This is a genomic window from Sinomonas humi (assembly GCF_000802235.1).
Taxonomy (GTDB): Bacteria; Actinomycetota; Actinomycetes; order Actinomycetales; family Micrococcaceae; genus Sinomonas; species Sinomonas humi.
Genome location: NZ_JTDL01000089.1, coordinates 37,315 through 51,929 on the forward strand (window position 1 = coordinate 37,315; position 14,615 = coordinate 51,929).

Here is a 14,615-nt window from a genome sequence, read left to right on the forward strand (position 1 = left end):
GTGCTCGAACTGCCCAAGGACCTGGTGTCGATGGAGGCTCCACCGACCACACCTCGCCTGGCCGAGCGTTACCGCAGACTGCTCGATGCCGCCGCAGAGTTCGCCCGGCTCGAATACCCACAGGTTGAGGTCTCAGCCGTTGCCACCCGTGCCGGCGTCTCCCTCAGCACGGCCTACCGGTACTTTCCCTCCACCGCCCATCTCCTGCTCGCGCTGCACCGTCGGCAGCTTCTCGAACTCCGCGAACGGGTGGAGAGCCGCGCGCGCAACGCGAGGGGCCGCGGGATCGAGGAGCGCTCGCGGCAATTGGCCGGCGCCGCAATCGAGCTGCTGCAGATGCGACTTTCGCAGCCCGCCGTCAACAGCTGCCTCGACGAGCTCGTCGTCCCCGCGGACCACGAGCTCGCGCGCATGATCGGCGAAGTCGATGAGCTCTCATGGTCCGTGCTCGGCCGCCTCGGCGGGGGTGCCCCGCGGGGCAAGAGCATCGTCCTCATGGTCTCCGGACTCGTCTCGGCGATCCGTACCGGACGCCTCCTGCCCTACGAGGCGGAGCAGCAGCTCAAGGAAGCGTGCGCGCTCCTCGAGTCGAGGCCTTCCGCCGCACGGCTCGCCTGACCGGCCGGGTGCGAGGGCCGCGCGAGGCGTTCGCGCGAGACCGCGCAACCCTTGACTTCCGGTGCGTGGAAATTCGCATTGCGGAATCTTCCTGCTGGCCTCGTATGATGGGGTTACCTCCTTCCCCGAGGCCCGCCGCGCGGACATCCCCGCGTCGCCGAGTCTCCCGGAAGCGCCTCATCCGGCGCATTACCCCCGGAACCACTTCCTTGCCACGCGTGTGACGCGAAAGCGTGCCTGCCCGACGACGTACAGGACGCTCCCGCGGCAGCCGAGTGGCGCCGTCGGCCGCCCGTGCCGGCGATGATCCAGGAGACAGCGCTGTGTCTAGTTCTTCCGCACCTACTTCGTCCGCATCTATTTCTTCCGCCTCCACTTCTTCCGCCTCCGCCGGGATCACCCCGTCCGCCCGGCCGCACGAAGGGCGCGTCGAGGGCACCGAGCCGATCACGGGCCAGGAGATCTTCGCCGCGCACGAGGGTGGGAAGCTCTCGGTCGCCGTCGATCGCTCGCTTGCGAGCAAGCGCGACCTCTCGATTGCGTACACCCCCGGGGTCGCGCAGGTCAGCCGGGCGATCGCCGCGGACCCTGCCGTGGCCCGGACCCATACGTGGGCCTCGCGGCTCGTCGCGGTCGTCTCGGACGGGACCGCGGTGCTGGGCCTCGGGAACATCGGCCCGTCGGCCTCGCTGCCTGTGATGGAGGGCAAGAGTGCCCTGTTCAAGACCTTCGGGGGCCTCGACTCCATCCCGATCGTGCTCAACACCACGGACGTGGACGAGATCATCGAGACCCTCGTCCGGATCTCCCCGAGCTTCGGCGCGGTGAACCTCGAAGACATCTCGGCCCCGCGCTGCTTCGAGCTCGAGCGGCGCCTCATCGAGGCCCTCGACATGCCGGTGATGCACGACGACCAGCACGGGACCGCGGTCGTGGCCCTCGCTGCCCTGACGAACGCCGCCAAGGTCGTGGGCAAGGACCTCGCCTCGCTGCGAGCGGTGATCGCCGGGGCCGGCGCAGCGGGGATCGCGGTGGCCGAGATCCTGCTCACGGCGGGCGTGCGCGACGTCGTGCTGCTGGATTCCAAGGGCACCCTGCACGCCGGCCGGGGCGACCTGACGGGGATGAAGGCCGAGTTCGCGGCCCGCACTAACCCGCGTGGCGTCACGGGCGGCACGGCGGAGGCCCTTGCGGGGGCGAACGTGTTCATCGGGGTCTCGTCCTCGACAGTGCCGGAGGGGCACATCGCGGCGATGGCTGAGGGCTCCATCGTCTTCGCCCTGTCCAACCCCGACCCCGAGGTCGCGCCCGAGGTCGCCCGCCGGCACGCGGCCGTCGTCGCCACGGGCCGCAGCGACTTCCCGAACCAGATCAACAACGTCCTCGCGTTCCCGGGCATCTTCCGCGGCGCCCTGGACGCCGGCGCCCGCCGGATCACCCCCGCGATGAAGCTCGCCGCAGCCCGAGCGATCGCCGCGCTCGCCGAGGACAAGCTCTCAGCCGACTACATCGTCCCGAGCCCCCTCGACCCGCGCGTCGCCCCCGCCGTCACCGCAGCCGTGGCCGCCGCCGTCGTCGTCGGCGAGTAGGCCCGGCGCCGAGACCGCACTTCCCGGACGAGACCGCAGCTCGTTACCTGCGGTCTCGTCCGGCAAGTGGGGGTTCGCTAGGCGAACAGGCCGCTGGGCTAGGCTGGGGTCCCGTGGATGGACCCGCTCTCGCTGCTCTACTGACCGGCTTGGCCCTCGCTGTCGCTGTGGTCGGCACGATCGTGCCGGTCCTGCCGGGGAGCCTGCTGGGAATCCTTGCGCTCCTCGAATGGGCCCTCTTCGGCCGCTCGGGGTCCGGCGGGTGGATCGTCTTCGCCGTCGGCACCGTTCTGTTCGCCGCTGGGATGGCGGCCGCGTACGTGCTGACCGGGCGGAGGCTCGCCGCGCGGAATATCCCGAACAGCTCGATCCTCGCCGCGACCGTCGTCGGCGTCGTCGGGATGTTCGTCGTGCCGGTGCTCGGCCTGTTCATCGGCTTCGCCCTCGGGCTTCTCGGGAGCGAATGGTTGCGCACGCGAGACTTCAGATCTGCGACGTCGTCGTCGCTCGTTGCCCTCAAAGCCATCGGGATCGGCCACATCGTCGAGTTCGCGTGCGCCGCCGCCGCAGTCACGCTGTGGGTCATTGCCGCCTGGATCTACTTCTCTACCCGGTGAGCGCCTTCGTTAGCATGGAAGCCATGGCTTCCAGCGATGTGGACCGCCAGCACACGTTTCACGACCCCCGCGACCTCACGCCCTTCCGCGGCGTGCGGGTATCCACGCCTGTCCATGGCGTCCTCGACCGCTTCGGGCGGCGGGGGAGGAGCCCGCGGCTACGAAGGTTCCCGGCGAAGGTCGAGCGGGCTGTCTTCGACGCCGTCTTCCGTTCCCAAGAGCCCGAGCGCCTGGTCGGGCTCTCCAGATCCCACCCCGGCTGGTCGGGGCTCTGCTACGTCCTCGCCGGCCTGCTCGCGTACCGCAGCCACCAGCACGCCCAAGCCGCCGAGCTCCTCCAGCGTGGCCTCGCGGGCGAGAACGAGCAGGCCGCGGCACAGTTCGCCGCCGACTACCTCGGCGCTTGGTCCCAGTGGATCGAGCTCTCCGAGGGCGTGAGCGTCGAGGTGCTCTTCAGCGAGGAGGCGGTGTGCCTGGCCCTCGCCCACAGCCTCCGCGAGATCGGCCACCCGGGCGAGGCCCTCGCGGCCCTCGCCCCACTCCCGCCTTCGCTGCCGACCACGCTCGCAGGCGCTCGGCTCGCCGAGATCCTGGGCCGCCCGGTCGACGTCGTCTCGTGGACGGAGGGACTCACCAACCGCGACGATCTCGCAGCTGCCCTCCTCCTGCTGCGGGCACGGGTGCTTCGCTCCTTGGGCCACCGCGCCGACGCCCAGAACGCCGTGCGCGAGGTCATGCGCCGTCGTCGTACCTCGCTCGTGCTGCGCCACGCGGCAATGACGGAGCGCGCGCTCCTGCTCGTCGGCGTCGGCCGCCGGCGTTCCCTTCGGAGGGCGAACGACGGCGGGGTGCGCCAGGGCGCGAAGCGAACCAAGGACGCCGAGGTGCGCGAGCTGTGGCTCCGGGACTTCGAGCGGCTCACAGGCGAGCGCCCCGAGCAGTAGGCAGCCGCACGCCGAGGGCCCCTGATCCGACCGCATCGTGCGGTCAGGTCAGGGGCCCTCAGCTGTGTGAACAAGAAGCTGCGAATGCGGCCGGGCCGGTGGCTGCCCGTTGTCCGGCTCCCTGCGGTGGTGTGCGCAGGGGCCGTAGCCTAGCTCAACGGTCTCGTGAACCATTGAGCGGATTGCCAGTATTCCAACAGTGAGGACGCAGTTCGTGCAAGAGTCTGGGGCTAGAGTGGTCGATCTGACCAACTGCAGCCTCCCCCTTCCGAGAGAAGTGATCAGATTGCCTCAGCTTGACGCGACGGACCGCAGGATCCTTCTCGCGCTCGATTCCGATCCGCGCATGCCGATCATGGTGCTGGCCCAACGCCTCGGACTGGCCCGCGGGACCGTCCAGGCCCGGCTTGAGCGAATGACGGCGAGTGGTGCGCTCCGCCTCCACAGCACGAGGGTCGACGCGACGGCGCTCGGCCGCGGGGTCTCCGCCGAGGTGGCCGCGGAGCTCGACCAGAGCCACCTCAACGAGGCGATTGTGGCCCTGCGCGAGATCCCCGAGGTCCTCGAGTGCCTCGCGCCCGCTGGCGACACGGACCTCCTGATCCGTGTCGTCGCGACGAGCCCCGACGATCTCTATCGGGTCTCCGAGGAGATCCGGTTGTGCCCGGGAATCACGAGGACTTCGACCCGGATGATCCTGCGGACCGTGATCCCATACCGGACGACGGCGCTCCTCGCCGAGGCCTGAACGCGCCGCGACAAGGGCGCTGCAAAGCGAAGGACGGGACCCCGCGGCTGCGGGGTCCCGTCCTTCCGACGGATCGATCCGAAGTATCGAGTAGTGTCAGCCAGCCTTGACGAGCGGCTGGGTTCCCGTGAAGGGCCCGGTGCGTTCCGGGAAGGCGAGCGTGCGGGCTGCCTTCTCCGCGACTGCAGTCGCACGGGCGGCCGGGGCCTTCTCGGCCTCCGTCTTGGCTGCCCGGCGGATCCGCTCGGCCTCGGCGGCCGCGGCCTCCTCAGTCTTGGCCACTGCCGCCGATTCCTCGGCCTGCACCCGCGAGGCCGCGAGGATCGCGTCCGCCTTGGCGAGCACCGCGTTCCGCACGTGAGCCGGCGCCGCCTCCTCGGCCGGCGTCGTCCGCTCGGGCCGGTACACGAAGAGCCGCGAGCCGAGCTTGACGAGGGAGATGAGCGTCTGCGTGAAGCCGGCAATAAGCATCGTGCCGACGAGCGAGACGAAGATGATCAACAGCATGACACCGCCGATAATGAGCGTGCCGCCATACACGAGGTTTGCCACAACGGTTGCGTCGTCCACGCTGTCTCCCATCCCCAGAGAAGTGTGTGAAGGAAGTCCTGAGAGCCGCCTGCACCCGGACAAGATCCATTGTTGCCTACCCCGTCAGGTGCTTTTCAATGGCGTGACAGTGATGTTGTGGAAAAGCAATGGAGACGTTATCGAACGTGACAAATCTCTCCCTGACTTTGTGAAGAGGGCCACACTCGCAGTTGGGCCGGGAACAAGACCAGCGGTCTCGGGGTTGCCCAGTGCGTGACTGCGCTCTCCGTTCTCGACCTCGCTCCCATTGTCCAGGGCTCCACTGTCGCCGACGCGCTCGCGAGCGCGACGCGCTTCGCCCAGGTCGTCGAGGAGGCGGGCTACGAGAGGCTCTGGTATGCGGAGCACCACAACACCGCGGCGCTGGCCTCGAATGCGACCGCACTCCTCATCGGGAATGCGGCAGCGAACACGAAAACCCTGCGAGTCGGTTCGGGCGGGATCATGCTCCCCAACCATTCGCCCCTCGCCGTTGCGGAGGCGTTCGGCACGCTCGCAAACCTCTACGGGCCCCGCATCGATCTGGGCCTCGGACGAGCCCCCGGCACCGACCCCCGAACGGCGGCGATCCTGCGGCGAGGTGCGAGGGACGACGACGAACAGCACTTCGCCCGGAGCATCCAGCTGCTCGCGTGGTACTTCGGGGAGCAGGAGGATGACGCCGAGAGCGTCCAGCTCTCGTTCGGCGTGCACGCCGAGGTGGCTCGGAACACGCACGTTCCGCTGTGGGTCCTCGGAAGCTCGACCGCGGGCGCGGCCATCGCCGGCCAGCTTGGCCTCCCGTACGCCGCGGCGAGCCACTTCGCGCCGTTCCAGCTGAGCGAGGCGATCTGGACGTACCGCCAGATGTTCAACCCGTCGGCCCCCACGGCGCAGATCCAGGAGCCGTACGTCATGGCGGGTGCAAACCTCATGGTCGCGCCCACTCATGAGGAGGCCGAGTACCTGTTCACGTCGCACCAGCAGATGTTCCTTGGCATCCGGCGCGGTGAGCGCGGCCCCATCAAGCCTCCCGTTGCCCAGATGGACTGGGCACCGCACGAGCAGCAGATGGCCGAGTCTGCTCTGCGCGTCTCAGCGGTTGGAGCGCCTGCGGAGGCGGCCGAGTTCCTCCGGACGTTCGCGGCCTCCTATGGTGTGGACGAGATCATCCTCACCGGCTACTCCCACGATCCCGCTCTGCGCGAGCGCAGCTTCCGCCTGCTTGCCGAGGAATGGGGGAAGGTCCCCGCCGCCTGAGCACCGTTCGGCGCAGCGTCAGCGCCCGCGGTGGCCCTCAGCGCCTCCGGACGAGTCCGATTGTCATCGTGAAGCCGAACTCGCGCCAGATCTGCCCGTCGTCCCACTCCTCGGGCACGGATTCCGCGCGCAGTTCGAGCACCGAACCGATGCGCAGGAGGGTCAGCACCGTGCGCTGGCCCTGGGCGAGCGAACCGGCGATCGCCGCAGTCGCGCCGTCGAACGTCTGTACCGTGAGCGCCCCCGCGCCGGCGATGAAGAGGGCCCGCCGGAGCTCGCGCACGTGCCGCAGCACGACGACGGCGTCCCGGTTCACATAGCCGACGAGAGGGCGCCCGCCAGCGGTCTGGAGAGTTGTCCCGATCTGCTCCCGATGCACGCTCTGCGCGCCGGTGACACGCGCGTTGTCCTCCCACGCGGTGCCCCGGGAGCCCGTGACGAAGAGCGAGCCGATGGCCGACTGCCGGGCGTTCAGGCGGACGACGGCGTCCCTCGCCGTGAGCTCGGGCCGGACCCCGAAGGCGGGGGCCGGGTAGAGGCGTGGCTCGGGAGGGGCGGACGCGAAATCCGCGCCGCCAGTCCGGGGGAGGGTGAGGCCGTCGTCGTGATGGCCGGGCGCGATTCTGCGAGTGAGGTAAGGGAAGTCGAGCGGGTGCTGTTCGGGCATCACACATCCAGCCCAAACTCTGCGCCGACGCCCGCGAGGCCGTTCTCGTACGCCCGACCGAGGGCTCGGAAGGCCCATCCATCCTCGTAGCGGTACAGCTCGCCGCACAGCACGGCCTGGGCCTCCTCGGGGCTGTCCGGCGAGGCATCGAACCGGACGAGTTCCGAGCCGTCCGGGCGCACCACGCGCAGGTGCAGCCCGCCGACCTGGGCGAAGGAGCCAGCGCCGCGGACTTCGGGATCGATGTATGTCACGAAGGCGATGCGGGCCACCTCGGGGGGCACCTGGGAGAAGTCGACGTCCACTTGTTCGGCATCGGCCGGCGCCTCATCCCCGTAAGCCGCGCCGTTCGTGCCCTGGGAGGCGAAGGCCACGCCGGGGGACGCCGTCGTGAGCTGATTGAAGAACACGAGGTGCTCGGGTGTGAGTGCTCGCCCGTCGTCGCCGCACACGATCGCGAGGGGCACCGGTTCGGGCTGGGCCCCGGGGGCGGGGTCGATTCTCCAGCCCATGGCAACCATCACGCCGGTGAGGCCCGGGTCCTGCCCCGTGAGGCCGACGCTCTCCCCGGCCGTAAGCGTGCCCATCAGCGTGACTCCTTCGTGCCGGGGTGGATGCGGACGCCGTCGACGTCGAACCTGTCGCGCAGAAAGCGTCCGTGGGTGCTCAGCTCGGCGATGGCGCCAGTGCGCACTTGGTGGTCGAGGTCGAGGGCGGTCGCGTAGAGGATGTCGAGTTGCTCGAGCAGCTTCTCCGTCTCGGCACTCGAATCCGTCTGGGTCTCGGGTGGGAGGGCGCGGTACACGCGGAGCGAGGTGGGCAGGTAGTCCGAGGCGATCGCATGGAGCAGAACCCGCTGCTCCGTTGAGGCGCCATGCTCCGCGACGTAGTCGAGCAGCAGGCGCAGGACGTCGTCGATCTGGCGCATGTGCGAGGACGCGAGCGGTGGCAGGAGCGAGCCGGCCCGCCGGATCGAGCTGCGCAGCTCAGCGAGCGCCTCGCGCGTCTGCTCGAGCTCTTGGGCCTGCGTCGCGGGGAGGTCGTCATCGAGGATGCGCTCTGGTTCCCGTCCGCCGCCGAAAAGCGAGCCGAAGAACTTCGCCATGGACTCACGATAGCCGCTCGGCCTGAGTAGCGGCCGTGCCCAGAGATCTGAAGGCAAACTGCAAAGATTCCTTCAAGTGTGCTTGGATGGAGGGGTGGAAGATTCTGTGCCCACGGCGGGCGTAGCGCTCGCGCGTGCGACATCAGCGCAAGTGGCGGCGGAACTGCGGGGGGTGCTGGGCCGCCTCAATCGGCGGCTGCGGCAGCAGGCCGACGTCGGCGACCTCACCCGTTCACAGCTCAACGTCATCTCGCGCATAGAGCGCGAAGGGCCTGCGACGGTGAGCGACCTTGCCCGGGCCGAAGGCGTACGCCCCCAGTCGATGGGTGCGACTGTCAGCGCGCTTGAGGAGGCGGGATACCTCCGCCGGGACCCCGATCCCGCAGACCGCCGCAAGAGCGCCATCTCGCTCACCGAGACCGCCCGAGAGCAAATCACCGCGAGCCGCCTGATCCGCCAGGACTGGCTCCAGCGGGCACTGAACCGGGAGCTCACGGGCGAGGAACTCGAGCAGGTGCACCAGGCCGTCGCGCTGCTGACGCGGATCGTGGGCAACCCCTGACTAGGCCAGCTTCCGCCGTTTCCAACCGTGCAATCGAAGGAGTCCGCGTGACCATCCCTGCCCTCGACCAGAAGACCGCCCTCGTAGTCATCGACCTGCAGAACGGGATCGTGAACCGCCCGCAGCCTCCCGCTGACGGCTCGAGCGCCCCCTCGATCCCGGAGGTCGTCTCGAACTCGAAGGCCCTTGCCGACGCGTTCCGGGCGAACAGCCTGCCTGTCGTCCTCGTGAACGTTGCGGGTGCACCCGCGGGTCGCAACGAGACGCCGCGCCGGATGCCGGCGGACATTCCGGCCGACTACTTCAACCTCATCGACGGCCTCAACACCTCTTCGGAGGACATCCTCGTGACCAAACGGAGCATCGGCGCGTTCGCGACGACCGATCTTGACGCCCGCCTTCGTGAGCGCGGAGTGACGCAGCTCGTCTTCACGGGCATTGCGACGAGCATAGGGGTCGAGTCGACGGCCCGCTACGCGTACGACCTCGGCTACAACCTGGCGTTCGCCCGGGACGCGATGACGGACCTCACGGCGGCCGCTCACGAGTATGCGGTCGGCACCGTCTTTCCGCGGATCGGCGAGTCCGGAACGACCGAGGAGATCCTCGGCCTCCTCGCCGAGCGGTCTTGACGGACCGCGAGGACAAGACGCCGCAGGCGACGACGACGGGGGGCGAGGCCTCGGGGGGCAAGGCGCCGGAGGCCAAGGCCTTCGGCGTCCGCTACCTCGGGCCCCTCCTTCTCGGTTCGACGCTGAATCCCATCAACAGCTCGATGATCGCCACGGGCCTCATCGGGATCGGAAGCGAGTTCCACCTCGGGCCCGGCCAGACGGCTTCGCTCATCTCGGTGCTGTACCTGTTCAGCTCCGTCATGCAGCCCACGATGGGCAAGCTCGCTACGCTGCTGGGCCCTCGGCGCGTGTTCGTTACGGGAATCGTCATCCTGCTCGTCGCGGGCCTCGTGGGCGCGCTCGCGCCGTCGTTCGCATTCCTGCTCGTCTCACGCGCACTCATCGGCATCGGAACGTCCGCGGCGTATCCCACGGCGATGGCGCTCGTACGGGCCCGCGCCGATGCACGCGGCGTCGGCGTCCCGAGCCGGGTGCTCGGCGCCTTCTCGATCGCGGCCCAGGTGACGATCGTCGTCGGCCTCCCGCTCGGCGGGATCCTCGTGAGCACGCTCGGATGGCGCGCGCTGTTCAGCGTCAACATCCCGCTCGCGCTCGTGACGCTCGTGGCGACCCTCACTGGCGTCGAACGCGACGCCAAGCGGAACCAGGCGTCCTGGAAGGCGCTCGTCCACGCGCTCGACCTGCCGGGAATCGCACTGTTCGGCGGCGCCGTCGTCGCCCTGCTCGTGTTCCTCTCGGGCCTCGCCGAGCCGCAGTGGTGGCTCGCCGCCGTCGCCCTCGTGCTCGCGGCTGCGTTCATCTGGCGCGAGCGGCGCGCGTCGAGCCCGCTCATCGACGTCCGCGCGCTCGCGAGCAACGGCCCCCTCCAGCGGACCTACTCACGGCAGCTCTTGGTGGGCCTCGGGATCTATGCGTGCATGTACGGGATGAGCCAGTGGATGGAGGAGGGGCGGGGCCTCGATGCGGCTGCGGTCGGGGTGATCATGATTCCGCTCTCGCTCGTGAGCATTGTGGTCGCCAGGCTCGTGTCGCTGCGCGGCTGGGTGCGGGTGCCGCTCATCCTGGCCGGTGCCGCGCTCGTGGGGACTGCCGCCATGATGGGGATGACGAACGCAGGGACCTCTGTGGTGCTGCTCGTCGTCATGACGAGCCTGCTCGGCCTCACGAACGGCTTCGCAGGGTTCGCGAACCAGACTGCGCTCTACGTGCAGGCGCCCGGGGACGGCATCGCCGTTGCGGCCGGCCTCTACCGGACGTTCAACTACATGGGCGCCATCTTCTCCTCCAGCCTTATCGGCCTCGTCTTCGGTGCGCGCGCGACGGACCCTGGATTCCACTCGCTCGCGTGGGTTCTCGTGGGGATCGGCGCCGCCGTGCTCGTCATGACGATCGTGGACCGGAGGATTCCGCGAGTCGCGAGGTGAGACGAGTCGCGAGGTGAGACGAGTCGCGAGGTGAGGAGCGATCGTTGGCGCCTCCGGGCTGAAGCTGGCGTACTCTCTTGGCATGCCCAAGAGCCGCACCCGCAAGCCCAAGAGCCGTTCGACGAGCCCCGGGGACCGGCGGCAGCGCCGCGTCGACGCGTTCATCGACGGTCTCGCTGACGACTACGCAGCCTGGGCCGCCAACACGCCCGAGGCAGACGGCATCGACGAGGACGGGCGCAGCGACTTCATCGCGTTCGCGCGGGGACAGCTCGACACCGTCAAGCTCCTGTACGGGTTGCTAGGCGCTGGCGAGCGCTTGGTCCCCAACCTGAGGATCGATCCGCTCGCGCTGCCCGATGCGCTCGACGCGCTGCTCGACACCGACGACGTCGATGACCTCCGCTACTACATCGGGACCCTCGTCGACTGGGTCTCCTTCCTCGAGGAGACCCGGCGCTGGGAGGGCACGGCCGAGGACCTCGAGGCGGTGACCGAGCTTCTCGACGAGGAGGCCGAGGCGGTGGGCGGCATCGTGGACATTGGCTCCGGCGAGGACGAGGAGTTTGTGCCGCGGCGCGAGCCCACCGAGGAGGAGGCGCTCGCGTTCGCGACGTCGTCGCCGCTCGTCCGCCATGCGCGAGCCCTGCTCGACTGGGTCGGCGAGGGGCGGGCCGTCGCGTCCGACGGCGCGCTGCCGCCGGCCGAGGCAGCCGAGGCGGCCGCGCTCATCGGCGACGGCGCCGCGGACTCGGACCGACGTCTCGCACGGCTCTGGGCAGCGCTCCGGCACGCCGAGCTCATCGAGGTCGACGACACGCGGGCGGCCGACGACAGCGGGAGCACCGTGCGCCTCGGGGAGGATGCCGCGCGCCTCGGGTCCGGGGACGCCCTCGGTCGGCTCGAAGCCCAGTTCCTCGCGACCGAATTCATCATCACGACGTGCTCGCGCGCCCTGTATACCCCCGAGGGAGACGCAGTCGAGGCTGCCCTCGCGACCCTCCTGACGCGCGCCGTCCTCGAGGACCCCCTGCCCCTCACCGTGGTCCAGGACCTCGCGGTCGACGCGCCCGACGACGCGGACCCGGCCGAGCTGCAGACCGTCTCGGTGGTCCTGCTCGACGAGCTTCGGGAACTCGCGGCCCTCGGCCTCGTCGACCTCCGCGCGGGTCTCGTCGACGTGCCAGCCGCGGCGCTCGACGCCGTGTACGACGCCTTCGAGTCGCCCGAGGGCGACGAGGACTGGGAGGACGACGCCGACTGACCCAGCCGCCGTCGTCGCCCGCTCAGCCCGCGTTGCCCTCCTGCCGGCGTACGCGCTCGATGTGCGGGCGGGCCTTCTCGAGCCCCTGTTCGAGCGCCTCGACTGTGCTCTCCATGCTCTTGGCCGCCTGGGAGCGGAAAGTGTCGATCGCGTCCATGGTCTGGTAGAGGTTCGAGAAGGCGCGCTCGAGGGTCTCGACTGAGACACCTGAGCTTGTGGCCTGCTGGTGGATCCGGCCCGTCTGCTCCTTGAGCATCTCCGACGTGCGCAGGATCATCGCGTTTGTCGTCGTGTTGATCGCGTCGATCTGGTCGAGGACGAGCTTCTGATTTGAGAGGGCCTGAGCCGTGATCACTGCCGTCCGGAGTGCGGAGACCGTCGTGGCGCGGGCCCTGTCGACGCCCTTGATGAGCTCGTTGTTGTTCTTCCGGATGACGTCGATTGCGAGGTAGCCCTGCACGGACACGGCGAGCTGCGTGAGGATGTCCTGACGGCGCTGCCGCACCGGGAAGAGGACGTCGGCCTCGAGCTGTTGAGCGTGTTCGGCCTGGCCCTGGGCCCGGACCTCACCGATCTTCGTGACCGTTGCCCTGTCGAGCTGCTCCGCGAACACGGCGTACTCGGAGAGCTGCTGCATGACCTCCCACAGGTTCTGCTTCTCCTGCGCGAGCGCTGCGTTGTCGCGCAGGAGCTCATCCTGGCCGGACATGAGGGCCTTGATGATCTTGTCGAGCTGCGTCTGCGCCGACTCGTAGCGCTGGAAGTACTTGGCGACCTTCTTGCTTCCCGGCACGAATCCGAGGATCTTGCGCCCGGTGCCGAGGTCCGCCCGGTTCGGGGTGAGGCTCTCCACCGTGCTGCGGAGGTCTCCGAGGGTCGTTGCGACGTAGGTCTGGGCGCTGTCGCCGGACTTCTTCGCGCCGCGCACGGACGTCGAGGCGCGGTCGAGGAGGCGGCCGGACGCGTCCGAGGAAGCGATCATCTCGCGGCCAGCGACCTTGTTGATGCCCTCGACCTTCCGCGCGAACTCGGGGCTGCGCGAGTCCATCGCCGCGACCTCGGCCACCCATGCCTTCGCCTGCTCAGCGATCTGGGCCTGCCGGTCAGGCGCGACAGGCACCATACCGGGCGCGTCTTCTTCGCGGACCACGGGGGCCGCGTCAGAAGCCTGCAGCACGAGGGCGTCTTCGCTGGGGTCTGGAGGGGTCAGAGGGGTGCTCATCGGGTTCTCCTTGTCACTGCCCGGACGAAGTCAGGCTATCTCGCCAAACGGGGAAGCATCAGGGGAGGTTCCCGGAGGGTTCCCTGAGCGACCCCTGAGCTCGAGCCGCGGTGGGGCCAGCGACGAGCCTCCTGGCCTGACAGCGACGCCCCACGAAACGGACGACGCCGCACCGCATTACCTCTGGTTTCGTCACTTTGCTCCGCGTTCGGTGTGCGAACGCCCTCCATTATCCACATAGGCGCTGTGATCGACCCTCTGCCGGGCGGAAACTGGGAGATTCGAGAGATGCACCTCGACTTTCCACACCCAGGGCCTTGGCTGGCCGCAGACCTCGCAGACCGGCTCGGGTCGCCCAAAGCGGCAGAACGCCTTGTCCAGGCCGGCGTCCTCACGCGGATCCGCCGTGGCTCCTACTATCTGGCCGAGGAATGGAAGAGTCTCCCACCCGAGGACCAGCACCTGGCCGTACTGTCGGCCCACTACGACAACGCGTCGCGCCGGCGCGAGATCGGCTTCGACTACAGCCACCTGAGCGCGGCCAGACTCCACGGCATCCACCTCTGGAATCCAGACCCCCACGTGCACCTGACGATGCCGCGGTGCCCGAGCACCAAGGGGCGGGCGGATGACGTCAGGATCCACTCGGCGATCCTGGCTGACGACGATCGCAGCACCATCCGGGGGCTGCCGGCGACCTCGCTCGATCGAACCCTGGTTGACTGTGCGCGGATTCTGCGGCGCGGCCAAGCACAGATTGTCATGGATCACGGTGTCCGTCTCGGGGCCGATCCTTCTCGGATCACGGATCTCCTGGCCGAAGCCCAAGGGAAGAGGGGCGTGCGCATAGCCCGTGCTGCATGGGAAATGGCCTCCGGCCTTTGCGAATCGCCCGGCGAAAGTCTCCTGCGCTACCTGCTCAGTCGGATGCCATTCGAGCTGCCGGCTCAGCAGGTAGGGGTCCCGACGCGCCTTGGGACCTACAGGCTCGACTTTGCATGGGTGAGGATCAAGGTGGGGCTCGAGTTCGACGGTGACATCAAGTACTTCGCCTACGGTCCCACTGCCGAGGTGCTGCTCCGAGAGCGGAAGCGTGAGCGTGCCCTCATCGAGGAAGGATGGATCCTGTTGAGAGTCGAGTGGAAGGACCTCTTCGACGAGATCGGGCTTCGTCGGCGGATCGGCACAGCTCTGGCGGCGGCGGGACGGTGATCGGCGTTCCCGACACTGCAGGTGACGACACCGCAGGTAACGGACGGCGGCGCAGGTAAGGGACTGCGGTTTGGTCCGTTTGCTCGGGTTTCGCGCAGAACGTCGGACGAGCGCGGGGCGCGGCGCCGGTAGACTGGGCTGCCGTGCCAGAACCCGCCGCGAGTCGACCCCGCCCTGC

At 69.1% G+C, this 14,615-nt stretch carries 16 protein-coding genes; 11 read left to right on the top strand and 5 right to left on the bottom strand.

Features of this window, described 5'->3' with window-relative positions; genetic code table 11:
• The 5 genes from LK10_RS07615 to LK10_RS07635 all read left to right on the top strand — a co-directional run bounded on the left by LK10_RS07615 (window position 1) and on the right by LK10_RS07635 (window position 4,516).
• Window positions 1-618 carry a TetR/AcrR family transcriptional regulator gene (locus LK10_RS07615; RefSeq protein WP_043121913.1) on the top strand — a complete coding sequence of 206 codons (618 nt, stop codon included), beginning with the start codon at window positions 1-3 and terminating at the stop codon, window positions 616-618.
• A gap of 395 nt (window positions 619-1,013) precedes the next feature.
• Window positions 1,014-2,207 (top strand): NAD(P)-dependent malic enzyme, encoded by a 1,194-nt coding sequence (locus LK10_RS07620; protein WP_052207088.1) that lies wholly within the window; start codon window positions 1,014-1,016, stop codon window positions 2,205-2,207.
• 113 nt (window positions 2,208-2,320) lie between these two features.
• The gene (locus LK10_RS07625) at window positions 2,321-2,824 is read left to right on the top strand and encodes a DUF456 domain-containing protein (protein WP_043121915.1); all 504 of its coding nucleotides are present in this window, start codon (window positions 2,321-2,323) and stop codon (window positions 2,822-2,824) included.
• Between the two features lie 23 nt (window positions 2,825-2,847).
• Complete coding sequence (locus LK10_RS07630; protein ID WP_043121918.1) at window positions 2,848-3,768, top strand: hypothetical protein; 921 nt, start codon at window positions 2,848-2,850, stop codon at window positions 3,766-3,768.
• Between the two features lie 286 nt (window positions 3,769-4,054).
• Window positions 4,055-4,516, top strand: coding sequence for an Lrp/AsnC family transcriptional regulator (locus LK10_RS07635; protein ID WP_197061886.1), 462 nt, complete (start codon window positions 4,055-4,057; stop codon window positions 4,514-4,516).
• 96 nt (window positions 4,517-4,612) lie between these two features.
• Here the strand turns inward: LK10_RS07635 and LK10_RS07640 are convergent, their stop codons facing one another.
• Window positions 4,613-5,086, bottom strand: coding sequence for a hypothetical protein (locus tag LK10_RS07640; protein ID WP_043121922.1), 474 nt, complete (start codon window positions 5,084-5,086; stop codon window positions 4,613-4,615).
• Between the two features lie 234 nt (window positions 5,087-5,320).
• On the opposite strand from LK10_RS07640, the gene LK10_RS07645 reads away from it, so the two are divergent.
• Entirely contained in the window at window positions 5,321-6,346 is a 1,026-nt protein-coding gene (locus tag LK10_RS07645) for an LLM class flavin-dependent oxidoreductase (RefSeq protein ID WP_043121925.1), read from the top strand.
• Window positions 6,347-6,383: 37 nt separating this feature from the next.
• Here the strand turns inward: LK10_RS07645 and LK10_RS07650 are convergent, their stop codons facing one another.
• From LK10_RS07650 to LK10_RS07660, 3 genes are read right to left on the bottom strand one after another with little or no spacing between them, the layout of a single operon-like run.
• Window positions 6,384-7,013 carry a hypothetical protein gene (locus LK10_RS07650; RefSeq protein WP_043121927.1) on the bottom strand — a complete coding sequence of 210 codons (630 nt, stop codon included), beginning with the start codon at window positions 7,011-7,013 and terminating at the stop codon, window positions 6,384-6,386.
• A complete protein-coding gene (locus LK10_RS07655; protein WP_043121933.1) occupies window positions 7,013-7,600 on the bottom strand; it encodes a TerD family protein in 588 nt (195 codons plus the stop codon). The genes LK10_RS07650 and LK10_RS07655 overlap by 1 nt, the downstream gene beginning before the upstream one ends.
• Window positions 7,600-8,118: a hypothetical protein gene (locus LK10_RS07660; RefSeq protein WP_043121935.1), complete on the bottom strand. Its 519-nt coding sequence runs from the start codon at window positions 8,116-8,118 to the stop codon at window positions 7,600-7,602. Before LK10_RS07660 ends, LK10_RS07655 begins: the two co-directional genes overlap by 1 nt.
• A gap of 94 nt (window positions 8,119-8,212) precedes the next feature.
• Here LK10_RS07660 and LK10_RS07665 point away from each other — a divergent pair, with 94 nt between their 5' ends.
• The 4 genes from LK10_RS07665 to LK10_RS07680 all read left to right on the top strand — a co-directional run bounded on the left by LK10_RS07665 (window position 8,213) and on the right by LK10_RS07680 (window position 12,003).
• Entirely contained in the window at window positions 8,213-8,680 is a 468-nt protein-coding gene (locus LK10_RS07665) for a MarR family winged helix-turn-helix transcriptional regulator (RefSeq protein ID WP_197061887.1), read from the top strand.
• 47 nt (window positions 8,681-8,727) lie between these two features.
• Entirely contained in the window at window positions 8,728-9,312 is a 585-nt protein-coding gene (locus tag LK10_RS07670; protein ID WP_043121937.1) for an isochorismatase family protein, read from the top strand.
• Window positions 9,309-10,739, top strand: coding sequence for an MFS transporter (locus LK10_RS07675; RefSeq protein WP_197061888.1), 1,431 nt, complete (start codon window positions 9,309-9,311; stop codon window positions 10,737-10,739). The genes LK10_RS07670 and LK10_RS07675 overlap by 4 nt, the downstream gene beginning before the upstream one ends.
• Window positions 10,740-10,821: 82 nt before the next feature.
• The gene (locus LK10_RS07680) at window positions 10,822-12,003 is read left to right on the top strand and encodes a hypothetical protein (RefSeq protein WP_043121942.1); all 1,182 of its coding nucleotides are present in this window, start codon (window positions 10,822-10,824) and stop codon (window positions 12,001-12,003) included.
• Between the two features lie 22 nt (window positions 12,004-12,025).
• Here LK10_RS07680 and LK10_RS07685 read toward each other — a convergent pair whose 3' ends face one another.
• On the bottom strand, window positions 12,026-13,225 hold the full coding sequence (locus LK10_RS07685; protein ID WP_043121944.1) for a toxic anion resistance protein: 1,200 nt from the start codon (window positions 13,223-13,225) through the stop codon (window positions 12,026-12,028).
• Between the two features lie 288 nt (window positions 13,226-13,513).
• On the opposite strand from LK10_RS07685, the gene LK10_RS07690 reads away from it, so the two are divergent.
• Window positions 13,514-14,437 (top strand): hypothetical protein, encoded by a 924-nt coding sequence (locus LK10_RS07690; protein WP_043121947.1) that lies wholly within the window; start codon window positions 13,514-13,516, stop codon window positions 14,435-14,437.
• Window positions 14,438-14,615: the final 178 nt, after the last annotated feature.

Coding starts and splice junctions, on each gene's coding strand:
- LK10_RS07655 (WP_043121933.1), bottom strand. CDS start 7,600: ATGGGCACGCTTACGGCCGGGGAGAGCGTCGGCCTCACGGGGCAGGAC.
- LK10_RS07650 (WP_043121927.1), bottom strand. CDS start 7,013: ATGCCCGAACAGCACCCGCTCGACTTCCCTTACCTCACTCGCAGAATC.
- LK10_RS07685 (WP_043121944.1), bottom strand. CDS start 13,225: ATGAGCACCCCTCTGACCCCTCCAGACCCCAGCGAAGACGCCCTCGTG.
- LK10_RS07630 (WP_043121918.1), top strand. CDS start 2,848: ATGGCTTCCAGCGATGTGGACCGCCAGCACACGTTTCACGACCCCCGC.
- LK10_RS07680 (WP_043121942.1), top strand. CDS start 10,822: ATGCCCAAGAGCCGCACCCGCAAGCCCAAGAGCCGTTCGACGAGCCCC.
- LK10_RS07690 (WP_043121947.1), top strand. CDS start 13,514: ATGCACCTCGACTTTCCACACCCAGGGCCTTGGCTGGCCGCAGACCTC.
- LK10_RS07660 (WP_043121935.1), bottom strand. CDS start 8,118: ATGGCGAAGTTCTTCGGCTCGCTTTTCGGCGGCGGACGGGAACCAGAG.